General features: G+C 39.4%; 14 protein-coding genes and 1 other annotated feature. Of the genes, 11 read left to right on the top strand and 3 right to left on the bottom strand.

Annotation, left to right across the window (positions count from 1 at the left end):
• Nucleotides 1-8 precede the first annotated feature (8 nt).
• Complete coding sequence (locus tag VXN63_RS05340) at nucleotides 9-1,208, top strand: enolase C-terminal domain-like protein (protein ID WP_327756956.1); 1,200 nt, start codon at nucleotides 9-11, stop codon at nucleotides 1,206-1,208.
• Between the two features lies 1 nt (nucleotide 1,209).
• On the opposite strand, the gene VXN63_RS05335 is transcribed toward VXN63_RS05340, so the two are convergent.
• The gene (locus VXN63_RS05335; RefSeq protein ID WP_327756954.1) at nucleotides 1,210-1,923 is read right to left on the bottom strand and encodes a GntR family transcriptional regulator; all 714 of its coding nucleotides are present in this window, start codon (nucleotides 1,921-1,923) and stop codon (nucleotides 1,210-1,212) included.
• 236 nt (nucleotides 1,924-2,159) lie between these two features.
• Between VXN63_RS05335 and VXN63_RS05330 the strand changes: the two genes are divergently transcribed.
• From VXN63_RS05330 to VXN63_RS05295, 8 genes are all read left to right on the top strand, one after another.
• Entirely contained in the window at nucleotides 2,160-3,200 is a 1,041-nt protein-coding gene (locus tag VXN63_RS05330) for an NAD(P)/FAD-dependent oxidoreductase (protein ID WP_327756952.1), read from the top strand.
• A gap of 29 nt (nucleotides 3,201-3,229) precedes the next feature.
• The gene (locus VXN63_RS05325; RefSeq protein ID WP_327756951.1) at nucleotides 3,230-4,291 is read left to right on the top strand and encodes a FecCD family ABC transporter permease; all 1,062 of its coding nucleotides are present in this window, start codon (nucleotides 3,230-3,232) and stop codon (nucleotides 4,289-4,291) included.
• 11 nt (nucleotides 4,292-4,302) lie between these two features.
• Nucleotides 4,303-5,310, top strand: a complete 1,008-nt coding sequence (locus VXN63_RS05320) for a FecCD family ABC transporter permease (protein ID WP_327756950.1) — start codon at nucleotides 4,303-4,305, stop codon at nucleotides 5,308-5,310.
• 17 nt (nucleotides 5,311-5,327) lie between these two features.
• Nucleotides 5,328-6,275 carry an ABC transporter substrate-binding protein gene (locus VXN63_RS05315; RefSeq protein ID WP_327756949.1) on the top strand — a complete coding sequence of 316 codons (948 nt, stop codon included), beginning with the start codon at nucleotides 5,328-5,330 and terminating at the stop codon, nucleotides 6,273-6,275.
• Nucleotides 6,276-6,307: 32 nt separating this feature from the next.
• On the top strand, nucleotides 6,308-7,093 hold the full coding sequence (locus VXN63_RS05310; RefSeq protein WP_327756948.1) for an ABC transporter ATP-binding protein: 786 nt from the start codon (nucleotides 6,308-6,310) through the stop codon (nucleotides 7,091-7,093).
• A 153-nt stretch (nucleotides 7,094-7,246) separates the two neighbouring features.
• A complete protein-coding gene (locus VXN63_RS05305) occupies nucleotides 7,247-8,323 on the top strand; it encodes an NAD(P)/FAD-dependent oxidoreductase (protein ID WP_327756947.1) in 1,077 nt (358 codons plus the stop codon).
• 65 nt (nucleotides 8,324-8,388) lie between these two features.
• On the top strand, nucleotides 8,389-9,045 hold the full coding sequence (locus tag VXN63_RS05300) for an SDR family oxidoreductase (RefSeq protein WP_327756946.1): 657 nt from the start codon (nucleotides 8,389-8,391) through the stop codon (nucleotides 9,043-9,045).
• Nucleotides 9,046-9,269: 224 nt separating this feature from the next.
• Nucleotides 9,270-10,244 (top strand): DUF1002 domain-containing protein, encoded by a 975-nt coding sequence (locus VXN63_RS05295; protein ID WP_327756945.1) that lies wholly within the window; start codon nucleotides 9,270-9,272, stop codon nucleotides 10,242-10,244.
• A gap of 47 nt (nucleotides 10,245-10,291) precedes the next feature.
• Here VXN63_RS05295 and tyrS read toward each other — a convergent pair whose 3' ends face one another.
• Together tyrS and VXN63_RS05285 are read right to left on the bottom strand one after the other, a co-directional pair.
• Nucleotides 10,292-11,560, bottom strand: a complete 1,269-nt coding sequence (tyrS, locus tag VXN63_RS05290; protein ID WP_327756944.1) for a tyrosine--tRNA ligase — start codon at nucleotides 11,558-11,560, stop codon at nucleotides 10,292-10,294.
• Nucleotides 11,561-11,563: 3 nt separating this feature from the next.
• Nucleotides 11,564-12,094, bottom strand: a complete 531-nt coding sequence (locus VXN63_RS05285) for an NUDIX hydrolase (protein WP_327756943.1) — start codon at nucleotides 12,092-12,094, stop codon at nucleotides 11,564-11,566.
• Between the two features lie 62 nt (nucleotides 12,095-12,156).
• Nucleotides 12,157-12,360: a binding site (T-box leader), on the bottom strand.
• 210 nt (nucleotides 12,361-12,570) lie between these two features.
• Here VXN63_RS05285 and VXN63_RS05280 point away from each other — a divergent pair.
• Both VXN63_RS05280 and VXN63_RS05275 read left to right on the top strand, forming a co-directional pair.
• The gene (locus VXN63_RS05280; RefSeq protein WP_327756942.1) at nucleotides 12,571-14,982 is read left to right on the top strand and encodes a glycoside hydrolase family 31 protein; all 2,412 of its coding nucleotides are present in this window, start codon (nucleotides 12,571-12,573) and stop codon (nucleotides 14,980-14,982) included.
• A gap of 195 nt (nucleotides 14,983-15,177) precedes the next feature.
• A complete protein-coding gene (locus VXN63_RS05275) occupies nucleotides 15,178-16,005 on the top strand; it encodes a Cof-type HAD-IIB family hydrolase (protein ID WP_327756941.1) in 828 nt (275 codons plus the stop codon).
• The last annotated feature ends 108 nt before the right edge of the window (nucleotides 16,006-16,113 follow it).

Raw genomic sequence — 16,113 nt, 5'->3', positions numbered from 1 at the left:
GTAGTGATTTGAAACCCACTATTATTACCGATATCAAAAGTTACGGTATTAGACCGGACAGACACAATCTCGTTATTGTAAAAGTTGAAACTGACAAAGGTGTTTCTGGTTTTGGATGCGCAACTTTCCAATTTAGACCAAAAGCCGTTCAATCAATCGTGGACGACTATTTGAAACCTCTACTAGTAGGAAAAGATGCCAATGAAATTGAAGATATCTGGCAGTTGATGTATGTGAATGCATACTGGCGCAATGGACCCGTTTTAAATAATGCAATCTCTGGAGTGGATATGGCACTTTGGGATATTAAAGGAAAACTGGCTGATATGCCTCTTTACCAATTACTTGGAGGACGCTCTAGAACAGCAATTCCGGCATATACACACGCAGTGGCAGATACAATGGAAGATTTAACAGAACAAATCGACCAGTATATGTCAGAAGGCTACCGTTATATTCGGTGTCAATTAGGATTTTATGGCGGAACAGCAGAAAGTATTCAAGCACCAGATCAAGCCATCGAAGGTAGTTACTTTGACCAGCAAGACTATATGGATACAACCCTTAAGATGTTCGAAGAAGTTTATGAAAAGTATGGACATTCGTTCCAAATGCTACATGATGTCCATGAAAGATTACACCCAAACCAAGCTGTTCAATTCGCTAAGAAATCTGAACCGTATAACCTTTATTTCTTGGAAGACATTTTACCTCCCGACCAGACAGATTGGTTAAGTCAGGTAAGAAGTCAGACAGCTACACCAATCGCAATTGGTGAATTGTTTAATAATCCAATGGAATGGAAATCCATTATTCAAAATCATCAGTTGGATTACTTGAGAGTTCATATCTCGCAAATCGGTGGGATCACACCAGCGCTTAAACTTGCACATTTATGTGATGCATATGGAATTAGAGTGGCTTGGCACACACCATCTGACATTTCTCCTATTGGACTGGCAGTGAATACACACTTGAATATTCATTTACACAATGCAGCAATCCAAGAAAATATTGAATTAAAAGAAAACACAAAAGCTTTATTTAAAGATGCTCCAGAACCGGTTAAAGGGTATTTCTATCCAATTGATCGTCCAGGAATTGGTGTTGGATTTGACGAGGAACTAGCAGAGTCATTCCCCGTCGTTTACCGTCCGCATGAATGGACTCAAAGCCGTATACCTGATGGGACATTGTTCACACCGTAAATCAGATGTTTGTTCTACGAGCTTGATGCCCTTTTTTATCAAATGGCGTAATATAAGTACACGTATAATCGATTGCGGTGAGCTCGCTGTACTCATAAACTTTTCCATCGTTCAGCAGGCACCTGTTCTCGATTTTCATAGCTGGGGTATTGCGTTTGCACATCAGTAACTCAGATTGGTTTTTGGAGAGAGTCACTGGACTGTAACTGGTAATGTAATGGGAAATAGCAAATTTTTTGCTTAAGACATATTCTTGAATCGACTGTTCAATAATCTCTTCCGTCAAATCAGGGAACATTGAAGCCGGCATTTTAGAGCGCTCGATTTGTTCGATTTTGTAATCAACAATTCTAACCCGTTCAAATGTCCAAATTTCTTCAGAATCCGTTAGTTGAAAAATCTGCTCCTCTTCAGGAGTGGATTTTTTCTTTTGGAGTGAAATGACACGTGAAGTAATTCTTTCGTAGGGCGTTCTAGTTAATGTGTTAAAGATCAATGGATTCATCTGAAACTGCTTTTTCACATACATACCTGATCCTTGAATCGTCTGAACGATTCCAATTTCTTCTAATGTTTTGATGGCCTCTTGTATCGTGTATCTTGAAACTTGATAAGTTTCGGCCATCGTACGCTGATTCGGTAATTTCCCGTCTTTGAATTGTTCCTGATAGATCTTGCTTAATAAATCCTGAATCACGAATTCTCTTTTTTTCATTTTAGCACCTCTTTATATGGTTTTAGGTTCAATTGGTTCAGAAAAAAGACTGGTGCTTTTTTTCAGCTCTCCAACAGATTATATAAGCAGTTTTAAAAAAAAGAAAGATGTATCGAGATATAAGGTTGTGAAAGCCTTACGTATATCTTGACACTACAACTTGTGAATGCTATAACTAAGTTGCAAGTGATAATCATTCTCACTATAGACTGATTTAGAAAAAGGAGCGTTGAATCATGACTGTTAAGGACATAACGATTATTGGCGGAGGTCCAGCTGGATTATACGCAGCTTTTTATGCAGGCATGCGTGATTTAACGGTGCGTCTTATCGATACTCAAAAATCTCTTGGTGGGAAAGTACATTTTTATCCTGAAAAGTTGATCTGGGATGTTGGTGCGTTACCAGCAGTTACTGGTGCTAAGCTTATTGATCAAATGGTTGAACAAGGTCTGACGTTTGACCCAGAAGTTGTGTTAAACACAAAAATCACCACATTTGAAAAAACAGAAGATCATTTGTTTGAAACAGTTAGTGATTCAGGAGACACTTTTCTAAGTAAGCAAATCATTGTTGCTACAGGTGGAGGATTGTTCAATCCTAAAAGATTACCTCTACAGTATGCTAGTCATTTTGAAGAAGCTAATTTACATCACAATGTATACAGATTAAATCATTTCAAAGATAAAAAAGTGGTGATTGTTGGTGGAGGGAATTCAGCAGTGGACTGGGCAAACGATTTGCTTGAGGTAGCTGGGGAGGTCCATCTGATTCACAGAAGTGAAACCTTCAAAGCACATGAATTCAATACTAGAAAGCTTTGGAATTCTGATGCGATCATACATACACATACACTGGTCAAAGAATTGATTCCAGACTCCTCGGGGCAATATATTCAATCTATACGAGTCAGAAACAATCAAGCCGATCATGATGAACTGATTGAGTTGGATGAACTGATTGTAAATATTGGATTCGACAATGAATTGAATTTTCATCATAATCCTGCTTTGAAGTTCAATCTGAAAGATGATTACTATATCGAGGGTTCTTCCAGAGCTGAGACGGCTGTTGAAGGGGTTTATGCCATTGGTGATATATTAGATTTTGAGGGGAAAGTTCGTTTGATAGCTGGTGCATACAATGATGCTGCGAATGCCGTTAACCAGATCAAGCTTGCCTTGGATCCAACGGCGGAAGAAAAAGCGCCAGTCTCTTCTCATAATGATAAATTTAATGATAAAAATCAGGAAAAGAAAGAACGTTACTATTTATAAATTGTCTACATCACAGAAAAGGAATGACTATGGAACAAATTAGAAAAAGACAATTGAACAAGAAAGCAACAAAACAACGAATTCTTAAACGATTTCAATCTAGATCTGCTGCTACGTATTTTGTGATCAGTCTTGCGATACTATTGGTTACGATGATTCTTTCTGTCTCTTATGGAGCGGCACAGATTAACTGGACAGTGATCAGAGAATCGCTGATGCATTTTGACGTACAAAACACGCAGCATTTGATTCTATATGATTTAAGATTTCCTAGAGTACTGGCAGCTGCTTTGATTGGTGCGTTTCTTGCGATATCTGGGGTTATTATGCAAGGGCTAACCCGTAATCCTTTAGCCTCGCCTTCAATAATGGGTGTTAGTTCAGGTGCGGGCTTTATGATGGCTCTTGCTTTAGCATTTTTTCCTCACACTAGTCAATTCGGTTTGATCTTATGGGCATTTACCGGTGCCGGTATAGGAGCAAGTATGGTTTTCTCTGTAGGTTTATTTTCTAAAAGAGGACTGACACCTGTTAAATTGGCGTTAGCTGGCGCTGCTGTCAGTGCATTGTTGCAGTCTGCCTCTACGATGCTTGCAATGTACTTTAATGTAACCCGTGATATCAGCTTTTGGTATGCAGGAAATATAGCAGGGATACCAGCGAGTAGTGTGCGTCTCGCACTAATCATTGCTGTAATCGGGTTTGTATCTGCTGGTTTGCTATCTCGTTCCTTGACACTGATGAGTCTAGGGGATGAAGTCGCGAAAGGTCTTGGACAAAGAACCGGACTCGTCAGAGTTTGCGGCATTTTGATTGTTCTATTACTAACAGGGACGGCTGTATCCATCTCCGGTACAATTGGATTTATAGGATTAATCATTCCACACATAACTAAAAAAATGATAGGAATGGATTACCGCTGGTTGATACCCTTCTCAGCAGTTATTGGAGCCTGGTTACTAGTGACAGCAGATATTGCTGCACGTATGGTTAACCCACCATATGAAACACCTGTTGGCGCTTTGACCGCGTTGATTGGCGTACCATTCTTCCTTTTCTTGGCCAGAAGAGAAGGAGGTGGACTCATCTGAATACACACAAAATGATCTTTAAAAATATTCACTACTTAATACTAGCTCTGATCTTTATCATTATCCTGATGGGGATACTTAGTTTAGCTACGGGGCACTTGGCCATCTCACCCAGCGAATTAGTGGAAACGGCTCTTGGAGAGGGGAGTAGGCGTAATGAACTATTACTTTTTGAATTCAGGCTGCCACGCCTCTTTATCGCCATTTTGGCAGGAGCTGCACTAGGCGTCGCGGGGACCTTGCTTCAAGGAATCACTCAAAACGAGCTAGCAGATCCAGGAATCCTTGGTATCAATGCCGGAGCCGGGTTGTCTGTTGTTCTTTATTTGACGTATGTTTCTAACCGAGAAACTACTTCACCGTTAGGACAAATGATGACGCTACCGTTTGCTGCGTTTTTAGGCGGACTATTAGCGGCTTGTTGTATTTATATCGTTGCTTGGAAAAATGGTGTCACTCCAATTCGGTTGATTCTAGTAGGAATCGGTGTAAATGCTGGGTTTGGTGCTGTACTAACGCTGTTTCAGTTGAGAATGAACCAGAGTGCCTTTAATCAGGTCACTGTCTGGCTATCTGGATCGATCTGGAACGCCCATTGGTCAGCTGTAATCAGTTTACTGCCTTGGGTATTCATTTTGATTCCTTTAAGTTTGTATAAATCTAGAACTTTGAATTTACTACAGCTAGGAGATGAAATGGCAACAGGGCTTGGTATAAATACAGAACGGGAAAGAATTAAGTTGGTTGCGATAGCTGTTGCACTTACTGGTGCAAGTGTATCGGTAGCAGGTGGGATTTCATTTCTTGGCTTAGGGGCGCCACACATTGCAAGAAAACTGGTTGGGAACAAACACCAGCGACTTGTACCAACGGCGGCCTGCATAGGAGCCCTAATCTTACTTATTTCCGATATGATTGCCAGAAATCTCTTTGCGCCTTCTGAATTGCCGGTCGGATTGATTGTAGCTTTTCTAGGAGCGCCTTATTTTATCTATCTTTTAATCACAACAGAAGCATAAAAATGGAGGAATTTAAAATGAAACATTTATGGACAACGAGTGTCATGCTTAGTGCCAGCTTTATGTTAGCGGCATGCGGAAACAGTCAGGTTGAAGCACCAGAAGAAGAGACAACCGAAATACCAGAAGAAGCTGCAGAAGGCCCGAAAACACTTATAGATGGATTAGGAAACGAAGTCGAGATTCCAAGTAATCCTGAAAAGGTTCTTGGCTCGTACCTTGAAGATTATCTTGTTTCTTTGGATGTAACCCCCGTAGCTCAGTGGTCTGTTTCCGACGGTGAAAGCATTCAGGATTATCTTCAAGAAGATTTATCTGGCGTACCGTTGATTCCGCATGATTTACCTTACGAGTCTGTATTGGAGTATGAACCTGACTTGATGATTATACGTGATGCTGTTGAGCAAGATATGTATGAACAGTATGCACAGATTGCACCAACTTATGTATTGAAGTCCAGCCCAACTGAATGGCGCGAGACATTGACTGAAGTTGGAGAAGTACTGGGAATGGAAGGCAAAGCAGAGTCCGTTCTAGAAACTTACGATGCAAAAGCACAAGAGAAAGCAGAAGAGCTATCAGCTGTTGCAGATAGTGAATCAGCAGCTGCGGTGTGGATGGTCAATAATAGTTTGTTTGTTGTGCATCCTGAGCGTTCTAGTGGCGCTGTCATGTATGGAGATCTTGGTCTAGAAATTCCAGAAGTTGTATCCAATTTATCCAGCGACGCTGACTGGGCCGCGATTTCGCTTGAAGAACTGGCGCAAATGGATGTAGATCATTTATTCTTTGTAAACAGTGATGGACCTGAAGCCGAACTGTTTGAAGATAGACTATGGCAAAATATTCCAGCAGTCCAACAGGATCAAGTTTATCAGTATGGACCAGAAACTTCTTGGCTTTATTATGGTCCGATTGCAAGTGAACAAGTTCTAGACAATGTAGTCGATAGTATTACAAAATAAAAAGCAATATGAAGAGGAGAGGAGGATAGAGCATGTCAGAAATCCGGACAAAAGCAATGACCGTAGGGTACGGTAAACAAGAGATTATTTCAGAGCTTTCAGTTACGATACCTAAATCTAAAATTACTTGTATTATCGGGCCAAATGGTTGCGGGAAGTCCACGTTGTTGAAGACCGTTGCTCGCCTCCTTAAACCATCAAGTGGAACAGCTATGATAGATGGGAAAAGTATCCACAAGGAATCCACTAAAGCAATCGCTCAGGAGATTGCGATATTGACACAAGCGCCCCAGACCCCAGAAGATATCACAGTTAAAGAACTCGTATCTTATGGCCGCGCGCCTTATCAAAAAGGATTTGGACAATTAAAAGCACATGACTGGGAAAAGATCCATTGGGCACTAGATCAGACGCAGCTTTTAAATCAAGCGGATCGTTCAGTCAGTTCTCTTTCAGGTGGACAAAAACAACGCGTTTGGATTGCAATGGCACTAGCGCAAGATACCGATTGCCTTCTGTTGGATGAACCAACCACTTATCTGGATATGGCTCATCAGCTGGAAGTTCTTCAAGTACTGGAGTCATTGAATCAAACACTCAATCGGACAATTGTAATGGTCTTGCATGACTTGAACCACGCAGCTAGATTCGCAGATCATTTGATTGCAATCAGAAAAGGGAAAATTATTCAGACAGGCTCGCCTGAAGAAGTCATGAAAACGGAAGTGCTTCGTGAAGTTTTTGATATTGAAGCCAGTATCGTCACAGATCCACACACAGGGAAACCAACACTATTGAGTTATCAATTAAGTCACTAAAAACAGTCCCCTTAAGGAATGCTCTGATGTTAAAGATCGGAAGCAACCTTTAAGAGGTCTGTTTTTTTCTATATGGATATAACTTGTGGACAAAGAAGAAGACCTCTATAATTGATATTGAGAATCATTATCAATTAGGGGTGGGTGTTGCGAATGATGGAAACAACAAATCAATCAACTGAAATGAAAGATATTACGATTATAGGCGGAGGATCAGCAGGACTTTACGCAGCATTTTATGCAGGGATGCGTGATTTATCTGTTCAAATTATAGAGTTAAGAGATCGCTTAGGTGGGAAGATTAATTTTTATCCACAGAAACTGATCTGGGATGTGGGCGGTATTACGCCAATTGGTGGTGGAGAGTTGATTGATCAATTGGTGGAACAGGGGAAAACGTTCGATCCAACAGTGTACTTAAATGAACAGATTGTAAAATTAGAGAAAATAGATGATTTATTTGTCGCAACGGGTTCTTCAGGGGAAACCTTTCTTAGTCGTAAAGTGATACTGGCGACGGGAACTGGAATAGCACAACCTAAAAAACTGCCATTAGAAGATGCCATAAAATTTGAACGTACAAACGTACATTATCAGATCAAAGAACTAGAATACTTCAAGGGAAAACGAGTCTTAATGATTGGTGGAGGGAATTCTTCAATCGATTGGGCTAATGAGATTGAACCTCTAGCAAAAGAGATGACCTTGATTCATAGAAACGATCAGTTTAAAGCGCACGAAGCACAATTGAGCAAACTGGAGAAGTCTTCTACCACTATCAAAACACATACAGAAATAAAAAAGCTTATTCCAGATCATACACAGACAAAAGTCGCCGCAGTTACTTTATTTCATAATCAGACTGGTATTGAAGAACAGATTTCTGTCGATGAAGTCATCGTAAACATTGGGATTGATCGACAAGCGAATTTCTTTCACGATAATGAAAAATTAGATCTTGAGCTTGTAGATAATGGATATTTAATTAAAGGTGACTCTAAAGGAATTACCAATATAGAAGGACTCTATGCTTGTGGGGATACAATGGACTTCGACGGTAAACTTAGACTGATTGCTGGAGCTTTCAATGATGCGGGGAATGCAGTCAACCATATAAAATTAAATCTAGATCCGGATGCAAAACCAAAAGCAAAAGTTTCTTCTCACAACAAACGCTTTGATGAGAAAAATCAAAAACTTCGCGCACATTTATACGGAGATAAGTTGTAATCATTGGTTTTTATTTCTAACTTTGTTAAAGTAAGTATAGACAAAAATTGAAGGAGCGATCATTGATGCAAGTATTAGTTGTTGGAGCAAACGGACAGATTGGAACGCACCTCGTTGAACAGTTAAAAGAAGAGGGAAACCATACACCGATTGCATTCGTTAGAAAACAAGAACAAGTAGATAAATTCAAAGAAAAAGGAATCGAAGCACGTCTGGGTAACTTGGAGAGTTCAGTACAAGATATCAAGAAACAAATGGACAATATTGACGCTATTGTATTCGCAGCTGGATCTGGCGGAAGCACCGGTATAGATAAAACCGTTATGATTGATTTAGACGGGGCAGTGAAAGTGATGGAAGCTGCAGAAGATATGAATATCAAACGGTTCATCATGATTAGTGCTTTCCAGGCAGATGTTAGAGATAACTGGAATGAAGATATGAAACCTTATTATGCTGCTAAGCATTATGCAGACAAATTTTTATTAAACAGTGACTTGAACTATACAATTGTTCGTCCAGGTATGCTTGAAAATGAACCTGCAATTGGTAAAGTTTCGTTAACTAGAGCTATGAACGAATTTACGGATCCAGTAACGATTCCAAGAAAAGATGTGGCGGATCTGATTGCTCAATCATTAGATCACGAACGCACGTATCGTCAATCATTTGACGTAACAACAGGAGATCAAAGTATTGAAGAAGCGTTGAATCAACTGTAAGATTATCCTTTGTTTAAACGCTATTGAAAAGTTGAAGAGTCCTTCCAAGTATGTTTTGGAAAGGGCTCTTTTTTTATATTGATTGGGATAAAAGAATCATTTAAGTGAGTGGAAACTTTAAGAAACGTTATAGATTTGCCTAAATCAGTGCAAACAGACTACAGAGTCGATATAATGAGAATAGAGTAATTCAATTAAAGTGATTTTGAAAGGAAGCTTAATAGATGAAACAGTTAAAAAGAACTTTTCTAAAAGCGATAGCAGTATTAACGACGATGACTTCTGTTGCGGCTTTTAACACGGCTCAACCCGTGGAAGCAGCTGGAATCGATACGAGTGTAGTAAACGAAGCGTGGGGATTACCAACTTTTGTTTACGGTGGTGGGCTGAATCAGGACCAAGTTCAGGAAACAGCTGATATCTTGAGAATAGATAATATGGATAATGTGGCTAGCGTGGATGTTACGGGAGCTGATTTGCAGCAATACTTAGGAACTGGATCAGGAAATACAGCAAGTATGATTTCTTCTGTGCTCGTTCAAAGAGAAAATGAAGGTTCGGGTGTAGAGGTACTAATTGAAACGCCGGATGATATCACTCAAATTACACAAGAACAGTATGCGAATGCAGCCATCACTGCTGGGGTAGAGGATGTGACGATCATGGTAGCGAGTATTCGTCCTGTAACTGGTGAAAGTGCCTTGACTGGGATTTACAAAGCCTTCGACGTGAATGGTGAAGAATTAGATCAGGACCGTATGGAAGTAGCGCAAGAGGAGCTTGAAACAACTAATCAGATTGCACAGGAAAACAACGCTGAATCTGACTTCGATACCTCTCGCTTTGATCAGGCAATTGTTGAAATCAAACAGCAACTAGCAGATTTAAAAGAACGCCAAGGAGAACTGGCTACAAGAGAAGATATTGAGCAAATCATCAACGATGCATTAGAAAACAACAATCTGCAAAATGTGATTTCACAAGACCAGTTGGATCGTTTGCTGGCTTTCTTTGAAAAATATCAACAGACAGGCGCAATTGATTCGGCGCAAGTAAAAGAACAACTAGAACAATTATCTAGTAACATCCGTGACCGATTCGGAGATGCGTTCCAGCAAGCTGAAGAAAGTGGATTATTTGATCAAATCGGGAATTTCTTCCGTTCGATCTGGGAAGCTATAACAGGATTCTTTAACTAAAAGAAAAACGACTGACTCGATAACAATAGACGAGTCAGTCGTTTTTTTTAATCTTCCAGATTCACTAAGAAGTATTTTTTCTTACCTCGTCGAACGATTACAAATTGGTTCTCGAAGCTATCTTTTTCAGATAACTCGTAATCAACATCTTGAATTTTTTCTCCTTTAATTGTGATGGCACCATTTTTAATATCTTCACGAGCTTGACGACGAGAAGGTTCGATTCCTGTAATATCTACTAGGAACTCAACTAAATTATGCGTGCCTTTTTTGGCTTGAGAAGAAGGTACATCCTTAAAGGTTGTCGCAATTTGATCTGCTGTAAGATCTTGAATTTCTCCAGAAAATAGGGCTTTTGAAATTTTAAGAGCCTCGTCTAGCGCTCCTTGTCCATGAACAAATGTCGTCATTTCTTCAGCTAACGCTTTTTGAGCAGCCCGTTTATGTGGTTCAGTTTCTACCTGTTCCGCTAGCGCATCAATGTCTTCTTTAGATAAGAAAGTAAAGTATTTCAGGTATTTCACAATATCACGGTCATCTTGGTTGAACCAGAATTGGTAAAATTCGTAAGGTGTTGTTTTTTCAGGATCTAGCCAGATGGCACCTTCTGCTGATTTGCCAAATTTAGTGCCGTCCGCTTTGAGTAGTAGTGGAATCGTTAGGCCAAAGGCTTTCGCTTCAGAGCCTTCTTTTTTACGAATCAAGTCGAGACCGGCAGTAATATTTCCCCATTGGTCAGATCCACCAATCTGTAGTTTAACCTCTTCATTCTGAAATAAGTGTAGAAAGTCGACGGACTGGATGATTTGGTAGCTAAATTCAGTAAATGAAATACCCGTATCCATACGGTTCGCTACAACATCTTTTGCCAGCATCGTATTGATATTGAATTCTTTACCAAAATCTCTCAGGAAATCAAGAAAGCTCAAACCACTCAACCAATCGTAATTGTTCACGAGTTTAATACCTGAGTGCTCAGATCCAGCTTCAAATAGTTGACGCATTTGTCCACTAAGTTTTTCTGCATTGGCAACAATTTGGTCCATTGTTTGAAGGACACGTTCAGAGTTACGCCCACTTGGATCACCGATTGATCCAGTACCACCGCCAATTAAAATGACGGGTTTATGTCCAGCAAGCTGAAATCTTTTCAAGATCATAAAGGGAATCAAATGCCCAACATGCATGCTATCTCCAGAAGGGTCAATTCCGCAGTATAAAGCAATACTTTCTTCATCCGTTAATTTCTTTAGACCTTCTTCATCTGTTTGCTGGTTAATAGCTCCGCGCCATTCCAGTTCTTCTAATATATTCATTCTTCATCTCCTATAGTCAGTTGTTTTGTCTTCAAAAGCTGTACGAACATTCCAATTACTGAAATGCATTTTATCCAATAAAAAGGGTCCTTTTCTTTGTTCTTCAAGGGCTTTTAAAATCAGTGGAGAAGCGTTTTCTGTCGTCAATTCTTCTAAAGGAATCCAACAGGCACCTTCTGAATCATTCAAACCATCTACCACAAATTTTGGTAAGTCTTCAACTGTTTCGCTAAGCAATACCGTATATAATGCGAAAACATGATGTGTAGGGAAATTTAGTTTTTCGGAGTGAATAAACGCATCATATATCCTGGGGGAGTCATACTGTAAAACTTTACGCCCAGTTTCTTCAAGTACTTCTCTTACAAGGGTCTCCGTTAGCCCTTCGCCAGATTCTTGACTACCACCAGGTAAATCATAACGATACTGGTAAGGACCAGAGTTTTTTAGAATACAGAGCAACGCATTCTGTTTTATACAGACGCCGTAAACGCCGAAATGTGTTTTATATGCATAGTCATTCAGTACAATCACCCCCTTAATAAAAAAATCAAAATCTGAACACAAAAAAATCCCCATAAAAAGTCTATACTTTTTACCGGGACGAACATAGCCGTGGTACCACCCTGATTGAAATAAGCCATTCCACTTATTTCCACTCATACCCATAACGCTGGGTAGCGCCCGCAAAGGTTCGCTCCAAGGTGTAATTCATTCGATCTGTGTGTGCGAATTTTCAGCATCCATTCGCTTCCTGAGACAGTGACAGTCAAACTACTTTGCCTATTCATAGCAATTTGTATTCTATATAGCGTTCAGTATAATTTATAGAAAATCATTAGTCAACAAGTTTCAGTTTGATAAGCTTATATGTCAGTGAAATAGATAGTTTCATCATTCAATAAAAGAATCACTTCAATTCTACTGAAAAAAGACAAAGCAGTTCTATCACACTTTTAGATATGATAAACTGAACTACAACAGTTATTAGCAGAAAGGAAGACGATCATTTGGTAACCAAAAGAAAAGAAACATTTAAAATCGAAGTAGAACCAGTGGCTCCCGAGGAATCTCAAATTATTTGGGGGAATTATCGCTTTTCTGTATTAACATCAGCGATGATTCGAGTAGAATATGATCCGAGCGCAGACTTTGAAGATTCTGCTACTCAGACAGTATTGAACCGAAATTTTGAAACACCTGAATTTAAGTTAAAAGAAACAGACGATTATATTGAAATTATCACGTCTCATGTTCATTTGAATTTTCATAAGGAGCGAGGCGGTTTCACTAAAAATAATTTACACATTGAAGCCTTAGGTAATTACAGTCTATACCATAGTAGTTGGTATTTCGGAGATCAACCAGATACACTAAAAGGAACAGCTAGAACCTTAGATTTTTCAGATGGTGAAATTGAACTTGAAGAAGGTTTGATGAGCAAGAATGGTTATTCTATCATTGATGATAGTAGCTCAATGCGTCTTACAGATGATGGTTGGGTTGAAAAGAGACCCGGAGATATCGTGGATATCTATTTCTTAGGGTATGGGCGAGATTATTTAGGAACACTAAGAGATTATCACCAATTGACAGGACACACACCTATGCTACCTAGATATGCTTTAGGAAACTGGTGGAGTCGTTACTATGCCTACTCAGAGTCTGGTTATAAAAAACTCGTTCGAAAATTTGAAGAAAAGAAAATTCCATTTTCTGTAGCGGTGCTTGATATGGACTGGCACGTAACAGATATTCCACCAGAATATGGATCGGGATGGACTGGTTACACTTGGAACAAAGAATTATTCCCGGAACCGGAAGAATTTTTGAACTGGCTCCATAAACATGGAATGAGAACAACTTTGAATTTACATCCGGCAAACGGTGTTCAGCCATTTGAAGAAATGTACGAACCAATGGCTAAAGAACTCAACGTGGATGTCGAAAACAATGAGCCAATAAGCTTTGACATTGCAGACACAGAATTTTTAAATGCTTATTTTGAATATCTTCATCATCCCCACGAAGAAATCGGTGTTGATTTCTGGTGGATAGATTGGCAGCAGGGAAGCGTCACAAAAGTGGAAGGGTTGGATCCGCTTTGGATGCTAAATCATTATCATTTTCTTGATCATGGAAGAGGAAACGATCGTCCACTAATCTTTTCACGCTATGCAGGGCTAGGTTCTCACCGTTATCCAATCGGGTTTTCTGGAGACACGGCTTCAACATGGGATGCACTAGATTTTCAGCCTTACTTTACATCCACTGCATCAAATGTAGGATACAATTGGTGGAGTCACGATATCGGTGGGCATCTCGGCGGTGTCAAAGATAGTGAATTATTTATCCGATGGGTTCAGTTTGGCGTCTTTTCACCTATTAACAGACTTCACAGTCAGGATGGTGAATTCAGCGGGAAAGAACCTTGGAGATACGGTGCGAAAGCCGAAAAAATCGTTACGGATTTCATGCAGTTAAGACATAAAATGATCCCTTATTTGTATACGATGAATGTCTTAACCAATAAAGATAACTTCCCATTGATACGTCCAATGTACTATCACCACCCATGGGAAAATGAGGCATATGATGTGCCAAACCAATACTACTTTGGTACGCAATTGCTGGTTGCACCGATCACGTCACCGAATAAAGGAGACTTAAGGTTAGCCCGTGTCAAAACATGGTTGCCGGAAGGTATGTGGATTGATTTCTTTAACGGTAGAGTATACGAAGGTGGAAGAGTTCTTGATGTATATAGACCTTCTTCAACTATGCCAGTATTTGCTAAAGCCGGCGGAATCGTTCCAATGGATCAAAGATGTGAAAATGGGACAGATAATCCTAAAAACATGGATATCAAAATTTTTGCAGGAGCAGATGGTAGTTTTTCTATGTACGAAGATGATGGGTTTGCAAAAGATACAGAATACGGTACAACGAAGATGTCGTTGAAATGGCATGAAAAAGATACCGACTGGTCCATATTCCAGATCCAGCAGCCAGAAGGTAATCTACATTGTCTACCGGAAAAAAGACAATTCAATTTAACTTTCGTAGGATTCTCATATGATGACGAACCAGAAGTATACGTAAAAGATCAAAAAGTGGATGTGAAGGTCACGAAAAAAGGTCGATTCACGACAATTGAGATTCCGGAACAAGATATCGATGCTTGGTACTTTGTGAGATTCAAAGGCGTTTCAGCCAAGAAAAACGATATGCTTGGAGAAGTATTCAGTTTTCTAGACCGAGCACAGTTATCAACGAATTTAAAAGAGAAAATTTATACAACAGTACGTAAAAGTAGAAATAGTGCCAGAGTGATCAGTGGTTTACTAGCACTAGATATCGATCCTGATTTACTTGAAGCTTTGAGTGAACTCATCTGGGCAAATCCAGGAGATACAGATTAATAGAAAGAATAAACGAATAGTAAGTGGTAAAAAGGGGCTAGAAAATATTCTAGCCCCTTTTTCATTTAGTATGATTAAAGTGAAGAGAATGGTATAATAGAGACTAGAAAAGTTCTACAAATAAACCCTTACGAGCCATTTGAAGGATTATAAAAATAGAGTATTACAAATTTTTTTAGGGAAGCGAGTTTGTCTATGAAGAAAGTTGTATTTTTTGATATCGACGGTACACTGGTATCAAGTCAGAATCACGTTCCTGATTCCACTAAGAGAGCTATAAAAGCTCTAAAACAACAAGGTATTTTACCGGTTATTGCAACAGGTAGAGCAACAGTCTTGTTAGAAGAAGTTAGAAAAGAACTGGAAATCGACAGCTATATCGCCATGAATGGCCAGTTGGTTGTCTTAGAAGGGGTACCAATATTTACAAATCCTTTACCTCAGGACGTGTTGAGTCGTCTAATGGAAAAGGCTGCACAAGATCGGAAAGGGATTGTGCTATGTGGAACAGAAGATATTTATAGTAACTCCTTCATTTCTCTAGTCAAAAGGAGCTCTGTGTTGAGCGTCTTGAAACATATAGGCAAGCTGATTCCAAATCGTATCCAGATGTCTTTGTTTAGTCGTTTGATTCGAAAACCACCGAAACCAGAAGACTTTGAAGGTAAAGATATTTGTCAGGTTCTTTTAGAATTAAATAAAAAAGAAGAAACTGCCTACAAAAATCAGTTCAAGGAACTTCACTTTACAAGGTCAAATGATTATACTGCTGATGTGATTAGTGCGGGGATTTCTAAAGCTACAGGAATTGATCGGATCATTCAGGAACTAGGAATTGATATCCAAGATACGTATGCTTTTGGCGATAGTTTGAATGATCTCGAAATGATTCAGCATGTTGGAACAGGCGTTTCAATGGGAAATGGTTGGAAAGAACTAAAACAAGTTGCAGATATGATCACAGAAGATGTTTCTGAAGACGGTATTGAAATTGCACTAAAAAAACTGAACTTGATTCCTTAAATCTAGCATAACTGCCTCGTTTATGGGGGCAGTTATTTTGTTATCCAATGGTTTTGTTTGAAAAATGGTTAGTCAACTACATCAAGCCTGAATGTTTTGTCGTCGATT

It is taken from the genome of Marinilactibacillus sp. XAAS-LB27, from assembly GCF_036039175.1.
Lineage (GTDB): Bacteria > Bacillota > Bacilli > Lactobacillales > Carnobacteriaceae_A > Marinilactibacillus.
Note: the sequence above shows the minus strand (reverse complement) of the source record. Positions and strands in the feature narration are given on the sequence as shown.